19 protein-coding genes are annotated in these 20410 nt (G+C 39.3%); 17 read left to right on the top strand and 2 right to left on the bottom strand.

Annotated features, from left to right (window positions below):
* Positions 1-113 precede the first annotated feature (113 nt).
* The 4 genes from O3605_RS01545 (at position 114) to O3605_RS01530 (ending at position 4190) form a co-directional block, all read left to right on the top strand.
* Positions 114-794 (top strand): response regulator transcription factor, encoded by a 681-nt coding sequence (locus O3605_RS01545; protein WP_003003305.1) that lies wholly within the window; start codon positions 114-116, stop codon positions 792-794.
* Positions 778-2136 (top strand): sensor histidine kinase, encoded by a 1359-nt coding sequence (locus O3605_RS01540; RefSeq protein ID WP_371585131.1) that lies wholly within the window; start codon positions 778-780, stop codon positions 2134-2136. Before O3605_RS01545 ends, O3605_RS01540 begins: the two co-directional genes overlap by 17 nt.
* 32 nt (positions 2137-2168) lie before the next feature.
* Positions 2169-2549 carry a lactoylglutathione lyase gene (gloA, locus tag O3605_RS01535; protein WP_023917784.1) on the top strand — a complete coding sequence of 127 codons (381 nt, stop codon included), beginning with the start codon at positions 2169-2171 and terminating at the stop codon, positions 2547-2549.
* 258 nt (positions 2550-2807) lie between these two features.
* Positions 2808-4190 carry a polysaccharide deacetylase family protein gene (locus tag O3605_RS01530; RefSeq protein WP_070666109.1) on the top strand — a complete coding sequence of 461 codons (1383 nt, stop codon included), beginning with the start codon at positions 2808-2810 and terminating at the stop codon, positions 4188-4190.
* 42 nt (positions 4191-4232) lie between these two features.
* On the opposite strand, the gene O3605_RS01525 is transcribed toward O3605_RS01530, so the two are convergent.
* Both O3605_RS01525 and O3605_RS01520 read right to left on the bottom strand, forming a co-directional pair.
* Positions 4233-5318, bottom strand: a complete 1086-nt coding sequence (locus O3605_RS01525; protein WP_371585130.1) for a DEAD/DEAH box helicase — start codon at positions 5316-5318, stop codon at positions 4233-4235.
* Positions 5315-6295 (bottom strand): Gfo/Idh/MocA family protein, encoded by a 981-nt coding sequence (locus O3605_RS01520; RefSeq protein WP_371585129.1) that lies wholly within the window; start codon positions 6293-6295, stop codon positions 5315-5317. Before O3605_RS01520 ends, O3605_RS01525 begins: the two co-directional genes overlap by 4 nt.
* A 127-nt stretch (positions 6296-6422) precedes the next feature.
* Between O3605_RS01520 and O3605_RS01515 the strand changes: the two genes are divergently transcribed.
* From O3605_RS01515 to O3605_RS01455, 13 genes are all read left to right on the top strand, one after another.
* A complete protein-coding gene (locus O3605_RS01515) occupies positions 6423-7133 on the top strand; it encodes a glycosyltransferase family 2 protein (protein WP_049490916.1) in 711 nt (236 codons plus the stop codon).
* 1 nt (position 7134) lies between these two features.
* Positions 7135-7464: a DUF2304 domain-containing protein gene (locus O3605_RS01510; protein WP_070673901.1), complete on the top strand. Its 330-nt coding sequence runs from the start codon at positions 7135-7137 to the stop codon at positions 7462-7464.
* On the top strand, positions 7454-8737 hold the full coding sequence (locus tag O3605_RS01505) for a lipopolysaccharide biosynthesis protein (protein WP_049490918.1): 1284 nt from the start codon (positions 7454-7456) through the stop codon (positions 8735-8737). Before O3605_RS01510 ends, O3605_RS01505 begins: the two co-directional genes overlap by 11 nt.
* The gene (locus O3605_RS01500; protein WP_371585179.1) at positions 8733-9509 is read left to right on the top strand and encodes a glycosyltransferase family 2 protein; all 777 of its coding nucleotides are present in this window, start codon (positions 8733-8735) and stop codon (positions 9507-9509) included. Before O3605_RS01505 ends, O3605_RS01500 begins: the two co-directional genes overlap by 5 nt.
* Positions 9510-9518: 9 nt before the next feature.
* Positions 9519-10997 (top strand): DUF2142 domain-containing protein, encoded by a 1479-nt coding sequence (locus O3605_RS01495; RefSeq protein ID WP_371585128.1) that lies wholly within the window; start codon positions 9519-9521, stop codon positions 10995-10997.
* Between the two features lie 82 nt (positions 10998-11079).
* Complete coding sequence (locus O3605_RS01490) at positions 11080-12009, top strand: glycosyltransferase family 2 protein (protein WP_371585127.1); 930 nt, start codon at positions 11080-11082, stop codon at positions 12007-12009.
* The gene (locus O3605_RS01485) at positions 12006-13907 is read left to right on the top strand and encodes a putative glycosyltransferase family protein (RefSeq protein WP_371585126.1); all 1902 of its coding nucleotides are present in this window, start codon (positions 12006-12008) and stop codon (positions 13905-13907) included. The genes O3605_RS01490 and O3605_RS01485 overlap by 4 nt, the downstream gene beginning before the upstream one ends.
* Positions 13908-13972: 65 nt before the next feature.
* Entirely contained in the window at positions 13973-14824 is an 852-nt protein-coding gene (gene rfbD / locus O3605_RS01480; RefSeq protein ID WP_371585125.1) for a dTDP-4-dehydrorhamnose reductase, read from the top strand.
* Positions 14825-14931: 107 nt separating this feature from the next.
* Positions 14932-16080, top strand: a complete 1149-nt coding sequence (cps2T, locus tag O3605_RS01475; protein ID WP_371585124.1) for a beta 1-4 rhamnosyltransferase Cps2T — start codon at positions 14932-14934, stop codon at positions 16078-16080.
* A complete protein-coding gene (locus O3605_RS01470) occupies positions 16077-17018 on the top strand; it encodes a glycosyltransferase family 2 protein (protein ID WP_371585123.1) in 942 nt (313 codons plus the stop codon). Before cps2T ends, O3605_RS01470 begins: the two co-directional genes overlap by 4 nt.
* On the top strand, positions 17018-17824 hold the full coding sequence (locus tag O3605_RS01465) for an ABC transporter permease (protein ID WP_003003247.1): 807 nt from the start codon (positions 17018-17020) through the stop codon (positions 17822-17824). Before O3605_RS01470 ends, O3605_RS01465 begins: the two co-directional genes overlap by 1 nt.
* Positions 17824-19047, top strand: a complete 1224-nt coding sequence (locus O3605_RS01460; RefSeq protein ID WP_371585122.1) for an ABC transporter ATP-binding protein — start codon at positions 17824-17826, stop codon at positions 19045-19047. Before O3605_RS01465 ends, O3605_RS01460 begins: the two co-directional genes overlap by 1 nt.
* A gap of 12 nt (positions 19048-19059) precedes the next feature.
* Complete coding sequence (locus O3605_RS01455) at positions 19060-20409, top strand: glycosyltransferase (protein WP_371585121.1); 1350 nt, start codon at positions 19060-19062, stop codon at positions 20407-20409.
* The last annotated feature ends 1 nt before the right edge of the window (position 20410 follow it).

Raw genomic sequence — 20410 nt, 5'->3', positions numbered from 1 at the left:
TGAATTTGATCATCAAACCAGGTTCTAAACTATAGGAAATGAAGGCAAGTCGTGTTATAATGATTAAGAATAGATTAGAAAGACTCACTCAGGAAAGAGAAGAGGATACGACGATGATTAAAATTCTATTGGTCGAAGATGACCTTGGTTTATCAAATTCAGTATTTGATTTTTTAGATGATTTTGCGGACGTTATGCAGGTCTTTGACGGAGAAGAAGGTCTTTACGAAGCAGAAAGCGGGATCTATGATTTGATTCTGCTGGACCTCATGCTTCCTGAAAAAGACGGATTCCATGTTTTGAAAGAATTGCGTGAAAAAGGCGTGACAACCCCTGTTTTGATCATGACAGCTAAAGAAAGTCTGGATGACAAAGGGCACGGCTTTGAGCTAGGTGCAGACGATTATCTGACCAAGCCTTTCTATCTTGAAGAGCTTAAGATGCGGATTCAAGCTCTCTTGAAGCGGTCAGGTAAGGTCAATGAAAACACCCTCAATTATGGCAATTTGAAGGTCAACTTATCTACCAATTCGACTTACGTGGACGATAAGGAAGTAGAACTTCTTGGGAAGGAATTTGATCTCTTGGTCTACTTCCTTCAAAACCAAAATGTCATCCTTCCAAAAACACAGATCTTCGATCGTCTCTGGGGCTTTGACAGTGACACAACTATCTCAGTGGTTGAAGTCTATGTTTCAAAAATTCGTAAGAAATTAAAAGGTACTGATTTTGTTGAGAGCTTGCAAACATTACGCAGTGTGGGGTATATCTTAAAAGATGCTAACAAGGATTAAGAAAACAGTCGGAGAAGATGACTTTTCTTACTTCATCCGATATTTTGGTCTCTTCACCTTGATATTCTCAGCCATGACCTTAATTATTATTCAGGTCATGCGCTCGAGTCTCTATACAACCGTCGATGAGAACCTCAGGACTCTCAGTCAGGATCCATACTCACTTGTAGCTATTGCTTATCGAGATCAGCGACAATCAACTAATAAAGATGATGATAACGATCATGGGATGATGTTACCTGACCATGACAAATCAGAACCTAAAGGAGATGTCACATCGAATACCACTGTTGTTTTGCTCAATAAAAAATACGAAAACTTGACAACTGGTAACGGGTTTCTAAACTTTAAAACAGTGACGTTTGGCCGAAAACTTCTCAATAAGGTTTCTCAGCTTCAAATTACCAATAGCTATGGGAAAAAAGAAAGTTATCGGGCCTATATGGCAGAGTTGAGTCTATCTGATGATGAAGATGAAAGTAATATCAAGTATGCGGTCATCATGACCAATATTAGTCAGCTAGAGCAGACCAGTGAGGAACATGAAAGCCAGATCGCTCTTGTCATGATTTGCTTCTGGGGAATCTCCTTGTTTGCGAGTCTCTTCCTTGCCCGTCTCAGCGTTAAGCCGCTGCTTGAGAGTATGCAAAAGCAAAAGTCTTTTGTAGAAAATGCTTCTCATGAGTTGCGGACGCCTCTAGCAGTCTTACAAAATCGCCTCGAAACGCTTTTTAGAAAGCCTGAAGCGACCATTATGGAATCGAGCGAGAGCATTGCATCTAGCTTAGATGAAGTTCGAAATATGAAGCTCTTGACCACCAACCTTCTCAATATCGCCCGAAGAGATGATGGCTTGAAGCCAGAGATGGAAGACATCGAACCAAGCTTTTTCGATCAGACCTTCTCGAATTTTGAGATCATTGCGGAAGAAAATGACAAAATCTTCCGAGGAGACAATCAGGTGGACAAAGTCATTTGTTCTGATAGAACGCTCCTCAAGCAATTGATGACCATTCTCTATGATAATGCCTTGAAATATACCGATGAAGATGGCGAGATCCAGTTTGAAGTTCAATTGAAGGACAAAAATCTACTTTTGAGGGTGCTGGATAATGGTCCAGGGATTCGAGATGAGGATAAGAAACGGATATTTGATCGTTTTTACCGCGTGGACAAGGCCAGAACCCGTCAAAAAGGTGGATTTGGTTTGGGATTATCCCTCGCTAAGCAGATCGTAGAAGCCTTCAAAGGAACCATCCAAGTCAAAGATAATAAACCAAAAGGGACCATCTTTGAAGTGAAATTATCCATTAAGACGGAAAGTCGTAAAAAAAATCGTTGATAATTTTTTAAAAAAAGAAAAGAGGAAAACCTATGAGTTCAAAAATGTTGCACACTTGCCTTCGTGTGGAAAACTTAGAAAAATCAATCGCTTTTTACCAAGATGCATTTGGTTTTGAAGAAAAACGTCGGAAAGATTTCCCAGACTACAAGTTTACTATCGTGTACTTAGGCCTGCCTGGAGATGACTATGAGTTAGAATTGACTTACAATTACGATCATGGTCCCTATGTGATCGGAGACGGCTATGCTCACGTCGCATTGAGTACTCCTGATCTAGAAGGTTTGAATGCTGAACACAAGGCTAAAGGCTATGAAGTGACAGAACCAAAAGGTCTTCCAGGAACACAGCCGAATTACTATTTTGTTGTAGATCCAGATGGTTATAAGGTAGAAGTCATTCGCGAAAAATAAGAGGGACTAAAAATAAGGGGGCTGGGACAAAAGTCCTAGCCTCTCAATTATTTTTGGATTGTCGAGCAAGACGCAGTGGTTGAGTGGGCTCTACTACGCTGATTGCATCAGCTTTTACAGCCCTACTCAACTGTGCGGAGGTGGGACGACGAAATCGAATTCTAACGAATTACCGATTTCTGTCCCACTCTCTCTTTTTTATGAAACCATTTACAAAAAAGGAATGTTTTTTCGAGAGAAATTTGCTATAATAAAGTTATGAGATTCAAACACACGAAAACTATTTTATTAATCATTATAAATCTCCTTTTTCTGAGTCTTTTGTATATCGGGTATCAAAAGATTCAAAGGCTTCGTGAACAAAAAGCCTATCAGGATCAGTTTGCCAAGGTCACCCAATTAGAGAAAAGCTCTGAAAAAGGAAAAGATGCCCAGGTTCAGGAAGGAATTTTAGGAACTTCTTATGTGACCGCTTTTTATCCTACTAAGGATGGACAGCCTGTTGAGATTATTAAAGAGAAGATCCAAGAAGACCTTCAGCGTCTAGGAACCGATGAAAAAACCAAAGAGCCTAAGCATCTGACCTTCTACCATAGTGAAGAAGCAGAAGCGCCTTTTGTTGGCTATCACCCAATCCAAATCAAACGGGCTGAATACCAGTACAAAAAAGGAAAATTCATTAAAGATGAGACGGTGAAGTTGCCCCTCTTTTACTTGGATGATGAGAGTAACCCTCTGACCCTCAGCCAGGTTTTTGCGGATCCAGATGGAGCCAAGCAGATCTTTTTGGAGGAATTACGAGGGAATCTATCCTTTCGTCAGCTAGATGAGGAAAGCATTGATCAAATGGTTGCCCACTTCTCAGAGTTGGACTTGAGCCAATGGGAATTCCAATATGAAAAAGGGAATTTCACCATTCCATTTCCAAGCAAGGTTAAAGGCGACGATACCTTTACTGTTCCCTTATCTAAATTCTATGACGTGATTGATACAGAGCGCTTGCTTCCTGATGATCTAGCTTCTTACCAATCCTATATTGAAGAACGCCATCGTAAGATGATTGCCTTGACCTTTGATGATGGACCGGATCCAACGACGACTCCTCAGGCACTGGCTATCTTGAAGAAATACAATGCAAAAGCTACCTTCTTTATGGTCGGAAAAAATGTCAGTGCGAATCCTGATATTGCTAAGCAAGTCCGCAAAGAAGGTCATCAAATCGGGAACCATACCTGGGATCACCCTCAATTGCCAAAATTGAGCTTGGATAATGCTAAAAAAGAGATCTTGGATACTCAAGAAGCTATTCAAAAAGCGACAGGCGTTCAAACTAAGATCACGCGCCCTCCGTATGGAGCCATCAATAACGCCATCCAATACAGTGTAGACCAGTCTTTCATCATGTGGGATGTGGATAGCCTGGATTGGAAAACTCATAATACGACGGCTATTCTCAATGAAGTGAAAAAAGAAGTCAAACCGGGTTCGATTATCCTCATGCATGATATCCATCAAACCACGATTGATGCTCTTCCGACCGTCCTTGACTACCTTAAATCACAAGGCTATACCTTTGTAACGGTAGATGAATTGTTGGATTATCAACTTGAAAGTCATCGCATTTATTACAATGGAAATTAACTAAAAAATCCTCTGCAGTAAATTTACTAGCAGAGGATTTTCTTATTCATTTAAAAATAGTTCGGAATTTTTTAAAACAAGTTCACGGACAGAAGCGTATTTTTTCAAGGATTTGAGTTCTTCTGGCTGGGTGATAAAGGTGATCACATAGCCATCACGCCCCATTCGACCTGTTCGACCAGCACGGTGGGTATAGGTCTCCACATCACGGGGGATATCGTAGTTAATCACACATTCAAGATGTTCAATATCGATTCCACGAGCGACCAAATCGGTGGCCAGTAAGAGGGTTAGCTGATGGTCTTTGAAGCGTTCCAAAATGACCTTGCGGTATTTGACATTGACATCGCTGGCGAGTGACACGGCCTCAACACCCCGGTATTGTAGTTTTTCTTCCGCACTACCTAGATCAGATAGGCTGTTGAAAAAAGCCAGACCACGAAAATCTTCGACGTAGGCGAGTTTGCGGAGCAATTCGACCTTGTCACGCCGATCCACTTGCATATAAAAATGTTGAATATTGTCCAAAGAAACTCCATCAACCGTAATGCGAAGGGTATTTTCTTCTAGCTGATCTGGATCGACCTTGGCTGTGGCGCTCATGTAGATATGTTGGTGGTCGCGGGGAGCATAGTGGCTGATCTTGTCGACGAAGTGGTACTGAGAATCACTCAGTAGTTGGTCAAATTCATCTAAAATGATGGTTTCCACATTCATCATTTTGATCTTTTTCAGCTTGATCAGTTCAAAGATCCGACCAGGCGTCCCAACCAGGATTTCGGGTCCTTTTTTGAGGCGTTCGATTTGCCGTTTTTGACTGGATCCTGACAGGAAGAGTTGGGTCTGGAGCCCAAGAGGCTCTGCCCATTGCTTGGTGACATCAAAAATTTGTCCTGCTAACTCTGTATTAGGAGCTAGAATCAAGAGTTGTTGGGCTTTCTTCGGTTTGAGTTTGAGCAAGCTTGGAAAGAGGTAGGCAAGTGTCTTACCAGTACCGGTAGGACTGATCCCAAGGACATTTTCTCCTTCATAGATAGGGGTGAAGATTTGTTCTTGAATTTCAGTGAATGTATCAAATCCGAGTGTTTCTAGCTGATCTTTCCAGCTTTGTGGAAATTGTTCTTTCATTCTTTTTCATCCTTAAATTGTATTCCAGCACTTTGACGCATCTGGTAGAGGGTTTCATGGACCTGCGCAGCCGTTTGTAACCATTCGAGATAAGCAGCCTCCTTGTGACCAGACATGGCATGGGCAAAGGCTTCCGCCTCTTCTTGCATGACATGACTACAAGGCGTGAGAGGAAGATCGATGACTTCACCAGAATGGCTGACAAATTGGGCCTGGTTGATAGCTGCTACAGCATTTAGAGTTAATGTTCCAGTCTTAGTATAGATTTCAGCAGGTAGATGGCTGGTGATATTTTTCCCCGCCTGAATGGCAAGCTGAAACTCTGGATAGATCAAAACACCCTGACCATAGAGATCAACCAAATTGGGTAATTGCTGAGCGGTGTAGTGACTGGAGATTGGAGCTCCAAAGAAGCCGATGGCCAGGTAGAGGCAGTAGACACCCAGATCCATCAAGGCCCCACCTGCATAGACATCTGAGAAAATATTGGGTATCTCACCTGCTAGAAGAGCAGGCAACTTGGAAGAATATTTGGCAAAGGTAAAGTTAGCGCCGAGTATTTCCTGATTAGAGAGGAAGTCTTTAACCACTTGAAAGGCTGTTTCTTGGTAATTTCTAGCAGCTTCAAAGAGATAGACCTGGTGCTCCTTAGCAAGCTTCACCAGTTCCTTCCATTCAGAAGGCTTCGTCACAGCCGGTTTTTCAATGATGACATGCTTCTTTGCTAAAATAGCAAGCTTGGCCTGAGCGAAGTGAAGAGAATTAGGGCTGGCAATGTAGACCACGTCCAGTTCACTGTCTAAGAAATCGACCAAGTCTGTGTAGCAAGAGATCACCCCATAAGCCTCACAAAAATCTTGAGCCGTCTTCATTTTTCTCGAATACACAGCCTGCAAGTGATAGTGACCCGTTTGGTGAGCAGCATTTATAAATTCCTGTGAAATCCAACTCGTTCCAATAATTCCAAGCCTTAGCATAAGATGTCCTCCCGTAATCAATTCACTCTATTATACCATGAAAAGGGGGAGGGGACAGTATAAAGTAGAAAATATGCACTGATTATTGTATAATGAAGTGATATGCTTAGAAGGGAAAACAATAGGATTGAGAAATTCAGAATTATTGATCATTATTCCTGCTTATAATGAGAGTGGAAATATTGAAAAAACAATCAAGATGATTGAAGAACATACACCTGAATTTGATTATGTCATTATCAATGATTGTTCTACAGATCATACACTTGAAATTTGTCGCAATAATAACTTTAATGTTATCGATTTACCGATTAATTTAGGTATTGGTGGTGCTGTCCAAACTGGTTATCAATATGCAGTTAAAAATGGCTATCAATATGCTGTTCAAGTGGATGGGGATGGTCAGCATAATCCTGAATTTATCAGAAAGATGCTTCAAGTCCTTCAAGAGAAAAATGTGAACATGGTGATTGGCTCTCGTTTCATTGAAAATCAAGGTTTCCAATCCTCCTTCGCGCGACGGATTGGAATTTCATTTTTTGAAAAATTAATTAAGATTTTAACTGGTCAAAAGGTAACAGATCCAACATCAGGATTGCGGGTAGCAGATCGAAAAGTGATAGAAGAATTTGCTAAACAATATCCAAGTGATTATCCAGAACCAGAGACGATTGTGTCCCTCTTAACCTCAGGCTATTCCGTAGCAGAAGTACCTGTATTAATGAACGAGCGAGAGCACGGGGAATCATCTATCACATTAAGCAAATCTGTTTACTATATGATTAAAGTGACTATGGCAATGTTATTGGCTAGAATTGGTGGAGGATATAAGAAATAAAATGCTAAATATTTGGTTGACCATTATTGTAATTGTTTTTATGCTTTATATTCTACGCCTAGTTGCAAAGAAGCTTGTTGAAATGAGAAATGTCATCTCTTGGCTTATTCTTTGTATCGTCTCGTTGCCAGTCATTTGGTTTCCTAATTTGATTGGACAGGTATCAAAAATGTTAGGAATTCAAGTTCCAAGCAATCTAATCTTTTTCTTAGGATTCTGTTTACTTGTCTATTTAAACTTCTCTTTAACTCGGATTACCTCAAAACAATCCGTTCAAATTCGACAATTGTCTCAGAAGATTGCATTACAGGTAAAAGAGCATGAAGAATAATCAACCTGTTTCAACGGAGAAGGTGTATTTTTGGAATCTGTTAGGGAATTTGGCATTTGCTGGATCATCTGTACTATTTACATTGATCGTTACACGCATGACCTCGCCAATGGAAGCAGATTCTTTTAGTCTTGCCTATGGGATTGCTGCGATTCTAGTAGTAGTAGGCATGTTTCAAGTTCGAAGCTACCAAGGGACAGATGTTCTCTTTAGACACTCCTTTACCAGTTACAGTATTGCCAGATGTCTCTCTCTCCTACTCATGATGGCGATCTTTTTTCCTTACCTTTTTGTTTCAGGAATTGATCTACATGAGAGTTCAAAAATTGCGATTATTGGCTTGTACGTTCTATTTCGTATGTGTGAGGCAATTTCAGATCTTTTCCAAGGATTGTTTCAACGTCACGAACGATTAGATATCGCTGGCAAATCAATGACCATTCGGTATTCTTTCAGCACGATTCTTTTGTTGGCATTTTTGCTTATTACAAAGTCATTAACACAATCATTGCTTTACTTAGTTGTTTTAAACTTTATCTTTGTATTTTGTTATGATTATGTAAAATCAAAAGAATTTGAAACAATTGATTTCTCAGTAAAAAATCTCAAAAGAGACCTATTTGATGCGATCACTATTTTAAAGAATTGTATTCCTCTCTTCATTAGTGGATTTTTACTAGCTTATATTTTCAATGAGCCTAGAATCGCGATTGACTCTGAAATTAGACTGGGACACTTTATTGCAGGGACACAACGGGACTTTAATATTTTGTTTATGCCTGTGTTTTTTATGAGTCTCTTTATTTTAATTCTTAGACCCTTAACAACGCAATTAGCGATCTTATGGAAGAATAAAGAATTGAAAAAATTTGATGCCATCATTGCGAAGATGTTTGTCATTGTTTTGGGTGTCGGCTTGGTATTAACTGTGCTAGCTTATTTGATCGGGACGCCGATATTAAGTCTTGTTTTTGGTTTACCTTTAAACCAGCATAGTACTACCCTAGCCATCCTTGTTTTTTCTGGAATTCTGTATTCTATTGGGATTGTTTTTGGGGATATCATGACGGTTATTCGAAAACAAACGTATCTATTGCCTGTGTATTTATTCATGTTTATAGCTTCCAAATTGACAAATAATGATTTGGTACAAAAAATGGGACTTCTAGGTGCGTCTTTAAGCTTTTTCATCGTGATGTCTGTTTATTTTAGTGGAAGTTTACTTGCTTATTTTATTGCAAGAAAAATAGAAAGGAAGGACTATGCTCATTAATCAACAACATACGTGGGTGATTTGTGCTTATGGTGAGAGCGAATACTTGGAAGCTTGTATTCAATCCTTGAAGAATCAAACTCTCCAATCACAGATTATCTGTTACAGTTCAACACCACTGGATTCGATCAAGGAACTTTGTCAGCGTTATGCTATTCCATTTTACACCAAGCAAGGTGGTGGGATTGGTAAGGATTGGAACAATGCCATGTCTTTTGCAGAGACGAAGTATGCTACCATCGCCCATCAGGATGATTATTATGAGCCGGACTATGCTGAGAAAGTTTTGGCTAAGATGGAAAAAAATCAAGATGTGTTGATTGGGTATTCTGATTATTTTGAAGAAAAAGATGGCCATAAAATTCCTGCGAATACAAATCTGAAGATCAAAACCTTGATGTTAAAAACCATGAATCTTTTTCCTGCTAGTCACTTTTGGCGAAACCGTGTGATGGCTTTTGGGAATCCGATTTGTTGTCCAGCTGTCACCTATAATCGTGAAAATTTGAAGAATTTCTATTTTGATGAAGGGATGAGAGTGAGTTTGGATTGGTACGCATGGTATAAGATCAGCGAGTATAAAGGTCGTTTTGCTTATGTATCTGACAAACTCATGTGCCACCGTATTCATGGAGGGTCTGAAACATCAAAAACCATTGCAGACAATACGCGTAGTAAGGAAGATCTATACATGTATGAGCTCTTCTGGCCCAAATGGATTGCCAAGTTGCTGATGAGACAATATGTGAAGAGTCAAAATTCGAATAAGTAGGAGAAACTGATGAGATATTTTGTTGATAGTTATGAGCGAAATAAAAAGTATTTAGTAGCTTTCGCAGTTTTGGCCTTTTGTATTACAGTGATTTATACAAAGCGCTTAGTAGATTTTCCTAAAATCGGTGTAGCGTTATTTGTTGTATTGGCTTTTTTCATTTTTCTTTTACCGAAGAAGAATGTTGGAACCTTCCTTGCGATGCTCATTGGTGGTCTGTCCTTTGCTTTCATTACACCCGTTTTGAATACGCCAGATGAACAAGTTCACCTTTCAAGAACCATTCATATTGTGGAAGGCAACGTCAATATGGGAAATAAAAACATCCATATTACGGAAGATTACTTTGATGTTTATAAGAATTTCAAAAAACCATTTACCAAATCTTCTTTATTTGAAGAAGGGCAGACGACCAAACAAGTGAAGTTTGGGAAAGAAACGGATTACAGGGCAACCAACTCATATTGGTTTATTGGTTATATCCCTCAGGCTCTTGGATTTGGGATTGGAAAATTTTTGAACTTGAGTGTAGGAGTCTCCTATTATCTTGGTCGAATTTTTAATGTCATTGCTTACTGTATTTTAGCTCTCATTGCCATTAAATTAAGTGGGAAAGCTAAGCAGTTGATGACAATGGTAGCGATGTTTCCAATGAATCTGGTTCTAGCTGCTTCTTATAATCAAGATAGTGTAGCCTTAGGTTTAACCTACATCATTATTGGATTATTTTTGAACTATGTAACGGATGATGAAAAAGTGGTTAAAATTAAGGATTTATTGCTTTATGCTTTCCTTTGCGTGATCCTTGTAACAATGAAGCTTCCTTATGTCTTGCTTGTAGGATTATTGCTATTTATACCGAAAAAGAAAACGCAATGTAAAAACTACTATCTCATTTCTCTTGCTTTGATTGCTGCAGTCTTTGTCTTTACGATTTTTTGGTATGTTCTTACCCAGCAAGTTCGAATTGAGAACTTTAAACTAGATGGAGCGGATGTGAAGTCTCAGGTGATTAGTATCATTTCGAAACCTCATTGGTATCTTCCAGTGATTTTGAAGGAGATGCTATTATCAGTCAGTCATTTGAATCAACTCTACACCTTTGGTTGGTTAGATTTGTCGATGTCAGAAGTCCTTATTCCAATTTATGCTCTTTATACTTTGATTACTTTTTCAAATATTGGGAAAATCAAACTTCCTAAAGTATCAGTAGTAGGAGCAAGTTTGGTTTCTCTTGCAATTGTTGGTTTAATTTCTTTGACCTTGTATCTGACCTGGACACCAGTTGGAAATTTTGAAGTTTTAGGAGTTCAAGGCCGATATTATTTGGGTGTTGTTGCTCTTTGTCTACCAGTTATTTGTAGTTTATTTAAGCAAAGAGTTCCAGATGAACAAAAGTTCTCTGATCATTTTGTAGTACAAAGCAGTCTCATTATTTTATCTCTAACATTACTACAAACCATCTCTGTTTTATATGCTGCAGTTTAATTAAAAGGCTAAAATAAGTTATTACTAGGGGAAACCCTAGTTTTTTGTTACAATAGAAAGTGAATAATTCAAGGAGTAAGAGATGACCATATCAGTTGTAGTCCCATGTTTTAACGAAGAAGAATCCATTCCATTGTTTTATCGAGAGATGGAACGTGTTCGGATGAAGATGGGAGAAAAGTTTGAATATATTTTTATAAATGATGGCTCTTCAGATGGTACGCTATCCGTTCTTCGAAAGCTACATGTTACAGATTCAAATGTGCACTACCTTTCTTTTTCTCGAAATTTCGGGAAAGAGGCGGCGCTGTATGCTGGACTTGAGCGTGCTAGTGGTGAATATGTGACGGTCATGGATGTGGATCTGCAGGATCCTCCGGAATTATTGATCGAAATGAAGCAGAAGTTGGAGGAACAGCCGGATTTAGACTGTGTCGGAACGAGACGCGTAACCCGTGATGGGGAACCGCCGATCCGCTCTTTCTTTGCGCGGATGTTTTATAAATTGATCAATCATATTAGCCAAGTGGAAATGGTTGACGGGGCGCGGGATTTCCGTTTGATGCGGCGTCCCATGGTGGATGCTATCATGGAGTTATCGGAGTACAATCGTTTCTCAAAAGGGATTTTTGCTTGGGTAGGATTTGAGACAGAATACCTCGAATATAAAAATGTAGAGCGCGTGGCAGGAGAGACGTCTTGGAATTTTTGGTCCCTCTTTAAGTACTCGATTGAAGGGATTGTCAATTTCTCGGATGCCCCATTAAACATTGCCTTTATTGGTGGACTGTTATCTTGGATTTTGGCTTTTATCATGATGATTTTGATTGTAATCCGCACCTTGGTCTTTGGGGATCCTACTTCAGGGTGGCCATCCCTTATGACAGTGATTCTTTTCCTAGGAGGGTTCCAATTGCTAACCATTGGGATTTTAGGGAAATATATTGGCAAGATCTTCATGGAAACCAAGAAACGTCCAATCTATGTGATTAAAGAGAAAAGTGAAGAATGAAGAATATCCTAAGTATGAGTCTTGCTGCTAAGCAAAAGATAGACAGATTTTACGAAGGAGTGGATCGGCTCCTCGATAAAATTAATCAGTTGGATATGGTAAAAGGGATACGCAGTCATATTGACCGGCTTATAGATGTTTTCAACCAAATCAGCAATAAGTTGGTCTACCTATTACTAACTTCCTATGCGCTCATTTTTACATTTGTATCTTTCAATCTGATCAATTTTCAAAGCCGCTCATATGACTATGTCTTTCATTTATCCCGCATTGTTGGCTTAGCAGAGTCCATTGAGCATTGGGATTTACTCCCCAATCTGAATTTTTTATTTGCATTCGGTACGGGATATGCTTCTCCTATGTTTTATGGAAATTGGCAGTTTTATCCGTCAGCCATCGTTTATATGATGACCAACGATGGAAATCTTGCTTATTCTATATTTGCATTTTTGATCACTCTTGGTACAAGCCTAGCAAGTTATATTGTTGTTTCAAAAATAGTAAAAAATAAGCTGACTGGTATAGTAGTGGCCTTGACCATTCCTTGTTATTACACCTTATTTGGTTTTGGAATGACCATGGTAGTGCCACTTGTCCCAATTCTTATTTATTCTATTTATCGAGTGCTCTACTTAAACAAAAAGAACCCTCTCTATTTAGGGATTGTGGTAGCACTTTTAATTCAAACCCATATTTTATCAACGATCATATTAGCAATTTTTTCTGCGGTATTTTTATGTTTAAATTATAAAAGGATTACACTGGAAAAGATTTTCTCTTTTGTATTTTCTATCTTGTTTGCCTTATGTTTGTCGGCAGGATACATTTTTCAATATCTGGAACAGGTTTCATCACAAAAATTTTTCTTCACATGGACAGCGAGAAATTTTCCTGTCAATGTGAAAGATACTTTTTTAGTGCCTTTTCCATTTCAAGCAGATCGATATGGTTTTTATAAACCTTTCACACCATTAGAGTGGCCGATTCATCAATTCGTACGAGATGGTCTATTCTATGCGAGTATGATGGTGATCTTATTTTATCGCCGTCTAGGGAGTTTAAGTAAAACCATATTTTGGACTTGTTGGATCTTATATTTCTCTGCAACGAGTCTTCTGCCTTGGAATTCCGTATTGAAATACACTTTTTTAGGGAGTATGCAGTATTCAGGGCGCCTATTGTTTTTCATTCCCCTCTTGTTCCTATTCTTTCTTGCTGTTACAAATAGAAATGGATTTTTCTCTATTGTCTTATGCCTCTTGAGTTTAACTTTCTATTTCAATCATGTGGTCCCTCAATTTGATAGCTCTTCAAAAAACTATAAACAGATGCGTGAGGATAATAAAAAGAATGAAAAATTACTTAAATCAGTATATAAAGGTGACAAATCCAAATATATTGATCCTGTAGGTGATGAATATTATAATCTTGATATCAATAACCAAGATATACGCTTACCACAATTTACAGAATTTCAAACAGCTAAGGATGTAAAAATATCAACTATTAAAAAGAGATACAATCTTTTAGAATTCGATATAGAGGTTCCTGATGATAAAAAGGAAACAACTATTTCTATACCAATGATATGGTACAAAGGATATCGCGCAGAATATTCTAAGGGTGCAGAAGGTTCTCAACCTGTGTTGAAACAGCGTGCTTTTACCGAATCAGAATTAAAAGAAAATAAAAAAGATCGGAAACCAACTGTCTCAGAAAAGGTTTTAAATAACGGAAAAATTTATTTATCTATTCGAAATTCTGGCCATGTCAAAGTTTCTTATCACAAGACATTTATACAGAATCTTGGTTTCATGATAGAATGGATCTCTTGGATACTGGTATTCTTTATTTTTAAGCAGAAGTATTCAAAAAATAAGGAGCAATTCTCATCTTAAAAAGCAGAAAACTTCTGCTTTTTTTGCTATAATGATAGGGAAAAAGCATTTGAAAGGAATTTAACATGATTTTAATTACAGGTGCAAATGGTCAACTTGGAACAGAACTTCGCCATTTGTTGGATGAACGAAATGAAGAATATGTGGCTGTTGATGTGGCTGAGATGGACATCACAAATGCAGAGAAAGTAGACGAGGTATTTGCGGAAGTAAAACCAACCTTGGTATATCACTGTGCTGCCTACACAGCTGTTGATGCTGCAGAAGATGAAGGAAAAGAGTTGGACTATGCCATCAACGTGACTGGTACAGAAAATGTAGCAAAAGCGTCTGAAAAACATGGTGCAACCTTAGTTTATATCTCAACAGACTACGTTTTTGATGGGAAAAAACCAGTGGGACAAGAATGGGAAGTAGACGATCAACCAGATCCTCAAACAGAGTACGGTCGTACCAAACGTATGGGGGAAGAATTGGTTGAAAAACATGTTTCCAATTTCTATATCATCCGTACAGCTTGGGTCTTCGGGAACTACGGTAAGAACTTTGTCTTCACAATGCAAAACCTTGCCAAGACTCATAAGACTTTGACGGTCGTTAATGACCAACATGGTCGTCCAACCTGGACCCGTACCCTTGCAGAGTTTATGACTTATTTGGCTGAAAACCGTAAGGAATATGGTTATTACCACTTGTCAAATGATGCTGAAGAAGATACAACTTGGTATGACTTTGCAGTTGAAATCCTCAAAGATACGGATGTTGAAGTGAAGCCAGTGGATTCTAGCCAATTCCCAGCTAAAGCGAAACGCCCACTGAACTCTACAATGAGCTTGTCTAAGGCTAAGGCTACAGGATTCGTTATTCCAACTTGGAAAGATGCCTTGAAAGAGTTTTACAAACAAGAAGTGAAATAAGAGAAATTTGAAGCGACCCTGGAGGGTCGCTTTTCTGTTTGGATTAGGCAAAAAGCCTAGAAAATGGTATAATTGAATAGACTGTGAATGATTTGAAAGGGAACTCTATGCAACATGTTTTTATTATCGGAAGTCGTGGGCTTCCAGCTCAATATGGCGGTTTTGAGACTTTTGTGGACCAATTGGTTTCGCATCAAGTGTCTTCAGATATCCAGTACCATGTTGCCTGCCTTTCTAATGATCAAGCTTATTACCATTTTGACTACAAGGGTGTCGATTGTTTTACCATTAAAGCACCGAAACTTGGGCCTGCGCGTGTCATCGCCTATGATATGATGGCCATCAACTACGCCTTGAAGCTTATTAAGAAACAAGGAATTGAACAGCCGATTTTTTACGTCTTGGGCAATACAATCGGAGCCTTTGTAGCGCCTTTTGCGCGTAAGATCCATAAATTGGGGGGACGATTCTATATCAACCCAGATGGACTGGAGTGGAAGAGGGCCAAGTGGGCCAAGCCGATCCAAGCCTATCTTAAGTATTCTGAAAAGATCATGACGCGTCATGCGGACTTGGTAATTTCAGACAACCCTGGTATTGAGTCCTATATCAAGGAAGCTTACCCTTGGTCTAAGACGACCTATATCGCCTATGGAACGGACTTGTCTCCGACCAGCCTAAACAGTCAGGATAATAATGTCCGAGAATTCTATCACAAGTGGCAGACTCAGGAGAAAAACTATTACCTAATTTTGGGTCGTTTTGTCCCAGAAAATAATTATGAGACCGCCATTCGTGAATTTATGACCTCTTCCACAAAGCGGGATTTGGTGATCATTTGTAACCAGGAAGGCAATTCTTATTTTGAGGAGCTCCGAGCTCGAACTGGATTTAATCAGGATCCTCGTGTTAAGTTTGTAGGAACGGTCTATGATCAAGATCTCTTGAAGTATATCCGTAAAGAAGCCTTTGCCTATATCCATGGTCATGAAGTGGGTGGAACCAATCCTGGTCTCCTAGAGGCTCTCGCTCAGACGGATCTGAATTTAGTTTTAGGAGTCTCCTTTAACCAAACGGTTGCAAAGGATTCGGCTCAATATTGGACTAAAGAAACTGGGAATTTGGCGCATTTGATTGATCAGGTTGATTCTTTAGAAGATGTATCTGAATGGGGTCAACGAGCCAAGGCCAATATGGAGCAAAACTTTACCTGGGAAAAAATTGTAGGTGAGTACGAGGAATTATTCTTATCATGAAAGTAAATATCTTGTTGTCCACCTATAATGGTGAACAGTATCTAAAAGAGCAGGTCAAAAGTATCCAAGACCAGACTTATCAAAACTGGCAACTCTTGATCCGAGATGATGGGTCGACAGATGGTACGGTAGAGATTATTCAAGAGTTGGTGGCCCAGGATGAGCGCATTCGCTTTATCAACCAAGGAGCTATCGAAAATCTCGGTGTTATCAAGAGCTTCCATGCCCTCTTGAAATATGAGAAAGCAGATCTTTATTGCTTCAGTGACCAAGATGATGTCTGGCTTCCTGAAAAAATTGCTCTTCAAGTAGCAGAAGCCAAGAAGCACCCTCAAGAAGTGCCTTTGCTGGTCTACACAGATTTAAAAGTGGTCGATGAAAACTTGAACGTGCAGCATGAGAGTATGATTCGCACCCAGTCTGATCATGCCAATACGGAATTGATTCAAGAGCTGACAGAAAATACGGTAACTGGCGGTGTAGCCATGATTAACCACGCGTTGGCAGAGTTATGGACAGGTCAAGAAAAACATGATCTCCTCATGCATGATTGGTATTTGGCCTTGTTGGTCACTGCCTTTGGAAAGCTCATCTATATCGATCAGCCAACAGAACTGTACCGGCAACACAGTAGCAATGTTCTGGGAGCTCGTACCCTTAGAAAACGGGTCAAAAACTGGGTTCGCCCTCATATTCTGTTTGCTAAATATTGGAATCTCATTGAGTCCAGTCAAGAACAAGCAAAAAATCTATTGGATCTGCCTGTCAGTTCCCAAACTAAAGAAATCATTGAAAACTTTGTCACCATTATGGATGTTCCACTAAAAGAACGTTTGAGACGGATTCGTCAGTACGGTTACCGGAAGAACCGGGCTTTTCACACCTTTGTGTTTACCAGCTTGATTCTGACAAAGTTTGCATATCGAGGTAAAAAATAATGTTTGACGTTTTTAGTCAGAAAAATCGAATTTTATTACGAGAATTAATTAAAACAGACTTTAAATTACGCTACCAAGGATCAGCAATTGGTTATCTTTGGTCGATTTTAAAGCCCTTGATGACCTTTACGATCATGTATATTGTCTTCATCCGATTCTTACGTTTGGGTGGAGATGTTCCCCATTTCCCAGTTGCCCTCTTGTTGGCCAATGTAATCTGGGGCTTCTTCTCAGAAGCCACATCTATGGGGATGGTGTCGATCGTTAGTCGAGGCGACTTGTTGCGGAAATTGAATTTCTCCAAACACATCATTGTCTTGTCTGCAATTTCAGGAGCAGCCATCAACTTTGTTATTAACCTTGTAGTGGTCTTGATTTTTTCATTCTTTAATGGAGTGACATTCTCTTGGACAGCTTTGATGGTCATTCCGCTATTCTTTGAGTTGTTCTTGATGGCGACAGGATGTGCATTGATCTTAGCGACATTTTTTGTCCGTTTCCGTGACCTAGGTCAAGTTTGGGAAGTACTCCTGCAAGCAGGCTTGTATGCGACGCCAATTATCTATCCGATTACCTTTATTGCAGACCGTAATCCATGGGCTGCTAAGTTGGTAATGATGAATCCTTTGGCTCAAATTATTCAAGACATGCGTTACTTCTTGATTGATAAAGCCAACACCCCTGTCTGGCTTTTGGTGGAAAATAAGTTCTTGGTTTTGATTCCTTATGTTTTACCAATTCTTATTTTTGTCGCTGGCTTTGCTTACTTTAACAAACATGCTAAGAAATTTGCGGAGATTCTCTAATGACAGATAAACAAATTGCAGTAAAAGTAGACCATGTCAGCAAGTACTTTAAGTTGCCAACAGAGGCAACCAATAGTCTTCGTACTGCCTTGGTCAATCGCTTCAAAGGAATCAAAGGATACAAAGAACAACATGTGCTTAAGGATATTTCTTTTGAAGTAGAAAAAGGTGATTTTTTCGGGATCCTAGGTCGAAATGGTTCTGGAAAATCGACTCTCTTGAAAATTATTTCTGAAATCTATGTGCCAGAAAAAGGTACCGTCACCATCGATGGGAAACTGGTGTCCTTTATCGAGCTTGGAGTGGGCTTTAACCCAGAGCTGACTGGTCGTGAAAATGTCTATATGAACGGGGCTATGCTGGGCTTCTCGACAGCTGAAATTGATGCCATGTATGATGATATCGTAGACTTTGCTGAGTTGCATGAATTCATGAACCAAAAGCTCAAGAACTACTCATCAGGCATGCAGGTTCGTCTAGCCTTTTCGGTTGCCATTAAGGCCCAAGGGGATATCTTGATTTTGGATGAGGTCCTAGCAGTAGGAGATGAAGCCTTCCAACGCAAGTGTAACGATTACTTCCAAGAACGAAAGAAATCAGGGAAAACCACGATCCTGGTTACCCATGATATGGGAGCTGTCAAGAAATATTGTAACAAGGCTGTTTTGATTGAGAATGGTTTGGTGAAGGCTTTAGGAAGTCCAGAAAATGTTGCCAATCAGTACAGTTTTGATAATACAGCTCCTTTGCAACAGGGAGGAGAAGCTAATGGAGCAGGTAATTCAAACCAGGAAGAAAATGTCTTGGTTGAAAATTTTCAGCTTCAGTTGTTAAGCTCAAACAAATTACGTCCTCAAGATCCTATTCAGTTCCAGATTGATTTTGATGTTCGTGAAGATATCCAGACCTATATCGCTCTGTCTTTAACGGATATTGATCGGAACATTTGGATCTACAATGATAATTCTATGAATCAACTGATGAGTGGAGCTGGACACAAAACGGTTCATTATACTTGTTCATTGCCAACTGTAAATGACTTAAAAATGAAATTGGAAGTGACAGTAAGGGATGAGGAAGGGCAGATGTTGGCTTTTTCAGATGCCACCCAGACCCCTCTGATCTTTATCAATCGAGATGATATCGCTTTGGATGATAAATCAGCAATGGATTCGGCAAGTGGCTTAATCCAACGCAATGGAACATGGTCAATGACTGACTAGACTGAGGGAAATATGGAAACGACGCCTTTTGTTTCGATTATTTGTACGGTTTTTAATAAAGAGCCCTGGCTAAAGAAGACGATTGATAGCTTCTTAGCCCAACAAACAGAGTTTGCTTATGAGATTATCTTGGTCGATGATGCTTCAAGCGATGGATCTCGTTCTATCATTCAGGATTATCAAGCCAACTACCCTGATCTGATCCGTGCCTTTTATCAGAATGAGAATCAAGGAATCGCCAAAACCTGGGTAGCTATCTGTAAGGAAGCACAGGGGCAATACATTGCTCGCTGTGACGGAGATGATTTTTGGGTTGACCCTTTAAAACTTCAGAAACAGGTTGATTTATTAGAAAGTAAGCCTGATTGCAAATGGTCTAATACGGATTTTGATATTTATGATGAAAACGGAACTCTCGTTTCTAAGGCAGGCTTTGCTAATCATACGATCCCATTAGCAGATACTTATGAAAAGATGCTAGCAACAAGAGGTTTTACCATGGCCTCTACATGGTTAGTTGAAAGAGATCTGATGTTAGAAGTCAATCAAGAGTTAGATTTAACGACATCAGATGATACTTTCAACCTCCAATTGGAACTCTTTCAACGGACTTCTTTAGCCTATCTGGATGAAGCGACAGTTGCTTATACCATTAATCAAGGATCGGATTCTCGTCCTACTGATTTTAAAAGATTAGAACGTCGTTTTCATAAGTTACTACAAACACAACTGGACTATCTTGATAAGTATCCAAATGCTGATTTTAAAGAGATGACGAAGATCCTTTTAGATCGTAATAATACTTATGAGATTCGTCTTTCCAAACCAATGGATTCTCTTTCACACATCGGAATGGAGTCTGTTACAATTTATTTTGGTGACGAAGAAAATACTTATTCGGAAGATCGTACCATGACCAAACTTCTTCAAAAAGAAGATAGTCTGGCAATCGAAATTCCGAAGGGAACTTCTGTTATCCGAGTTGATCTGTCTGAAAGTCCAAGTTATTACTCTGATGTTGAATTGAGAGATTCTAACGGAAAGGTTTGCTCGCCAGTTTATAGTAATGGTATCGTTACAGATAGTTTGTTTCTTTTTTGTGAACTAGATCCTCAATTGATTTATGAAGTTGAAGAAGAAGGTGTGTATCAACTGAGCTATAAAATGATTTCTATAGATAATCCCTCTGCACCGGATTATATTGGAAAAGTTTTTGCTGCCGAAATGTTAGATTGTCAAAATAGTTTGAAAAATCTTGAGGCAGAGTTACAAGCTACGAAAGAAGCATATAATACAGTCATCCATTCTCGCCGTTGGACCATTCCAACAAAGATCTTGAAATTCTTTAGAATAAGGAAATAAT

Origin of the sequence: Streptococcus sp. 27098_8_99 (assembly GCF_041431935.1) — a bacterium.
Classification (GTDB): domain Bacteria; phylum Bacillota; class Bacilli; order Lactobacillales; family Streptococcaceae; genus Streptococcus; species Streptococcus parasanguinis_D.
Note: the sequence above shows the minus strand (reverse complement) of the source record. Positions and strands in the feature narration are given on the sequence as shown.

Coding starts and splice junctions, on each gene's coding strand:
- O3605_RS01545 (WP_003003305.1), top strand. CDS start 114: ATGATTAAAATTCTATTGGTCGAAGATGACCTTGGTTTATCAAATTCA.
- O3605_RS01540 (WP_371585131.1), top strand. CDS start 778: ATGCTAACAAGGATTAAGAAAACAGTCGGAGAAGATGACTTTTCTTAC.
- gloA (WP_023917784.1), top strand. CDS start 2,169: ATGAGTTCAAAAATGTTGCACACTTGCCTTCGTGTGGAAAACTTAGAA.
- O3605_RS01530 (WP_070666109.1), top strand. CDS start 2,808: ATGAGATTCAAACACACGAAAACTATTTTATTAATCATTATAAATCTC.
- O3605_RS01525 (WP_371585130.1), bottom strand. CDS start 5,318: ATGAAAGAACAATTTCCACAAAGCTGGAAAGATCAGCTAGAAACACTC.
- O3605_RS01520 (WP_371585129.1), bottom strand. CDS start 6,295: ATGCTAAGGCTTGGAATTATTGGAACGAGTTGGATTTCACAGGAATTT.
- O3605_RS01510 (WP_070673901.1), top strand. CDS start 7,135: ATGCTAAATATTTGGTTGACCATTATTGTAATTGTTTTTATGCTTTAT.
- O3605_RS01505 (WP_049490918.1), top strand. CDS start 7,454: ATGAAGAATAATCAACCTGTTTCAACGGAGAAGGTGTATTTTTGGAAT.
- O3605_RS01495 (WP_371585128.1), top strand. CDS start 9,519: ATGAGATATTTTGTTGATAGTTATGAGCGAAATAAAAAGTATTTAGTA.
- O3605_RS01490 (WP_371585127.1), top strand. CDS start 11,080: ATGACCATATCAGTTGTAGTCCCATGTTTTAACGAAGAAGAATCCATT.
- O3605_RS01485 (WP_371585126.1), top strand. CDS start 12,006: ATGAAGAATATCCTAAGTATGAGTCTTGCTGCTAAGCAAAAGATAGAC.
- rfbD (WP_371585125.1), top strand. CDS start 13,973: ATGATTTTAATTACAGGTGCAAATGGTCAACTTGGAACAGAACTTCGC.
- cps2T (WP_371585124.1), top strand. CDS start 14,932: ATGCAACATGTTTTTATTATCGGAAGTCGTGGGCTTCCAGCTCAATAT.
- O3605_RS01470 (WP_371585123.1), top strand. CDS start 16,077: ATGAAAGTAAATATCTTGTTGTCCACCTATAATGGTGAACAGTATCTA.
- O3605_RS01465 (WP_003003247.1), top strand. CDS start 17,018: ATGTTTGACGTTTTTAGTCAGAAAAATCGAATTTTATTACGAGAATTA.
- O3605_RS01460 (WP_371585122.1), top strand. CDS start 17,824: ATGACAGATAAACAAATTGCAGTAAAAGTAGACCATGTCAGCAAGTAC.
- O3605_RS01455 (WP_371585121.1), top strand. CDS start 19,060: ATGGAAACGACGCCTTTTGTTTCGATTATTTGTACGGTTTTTAATAAA.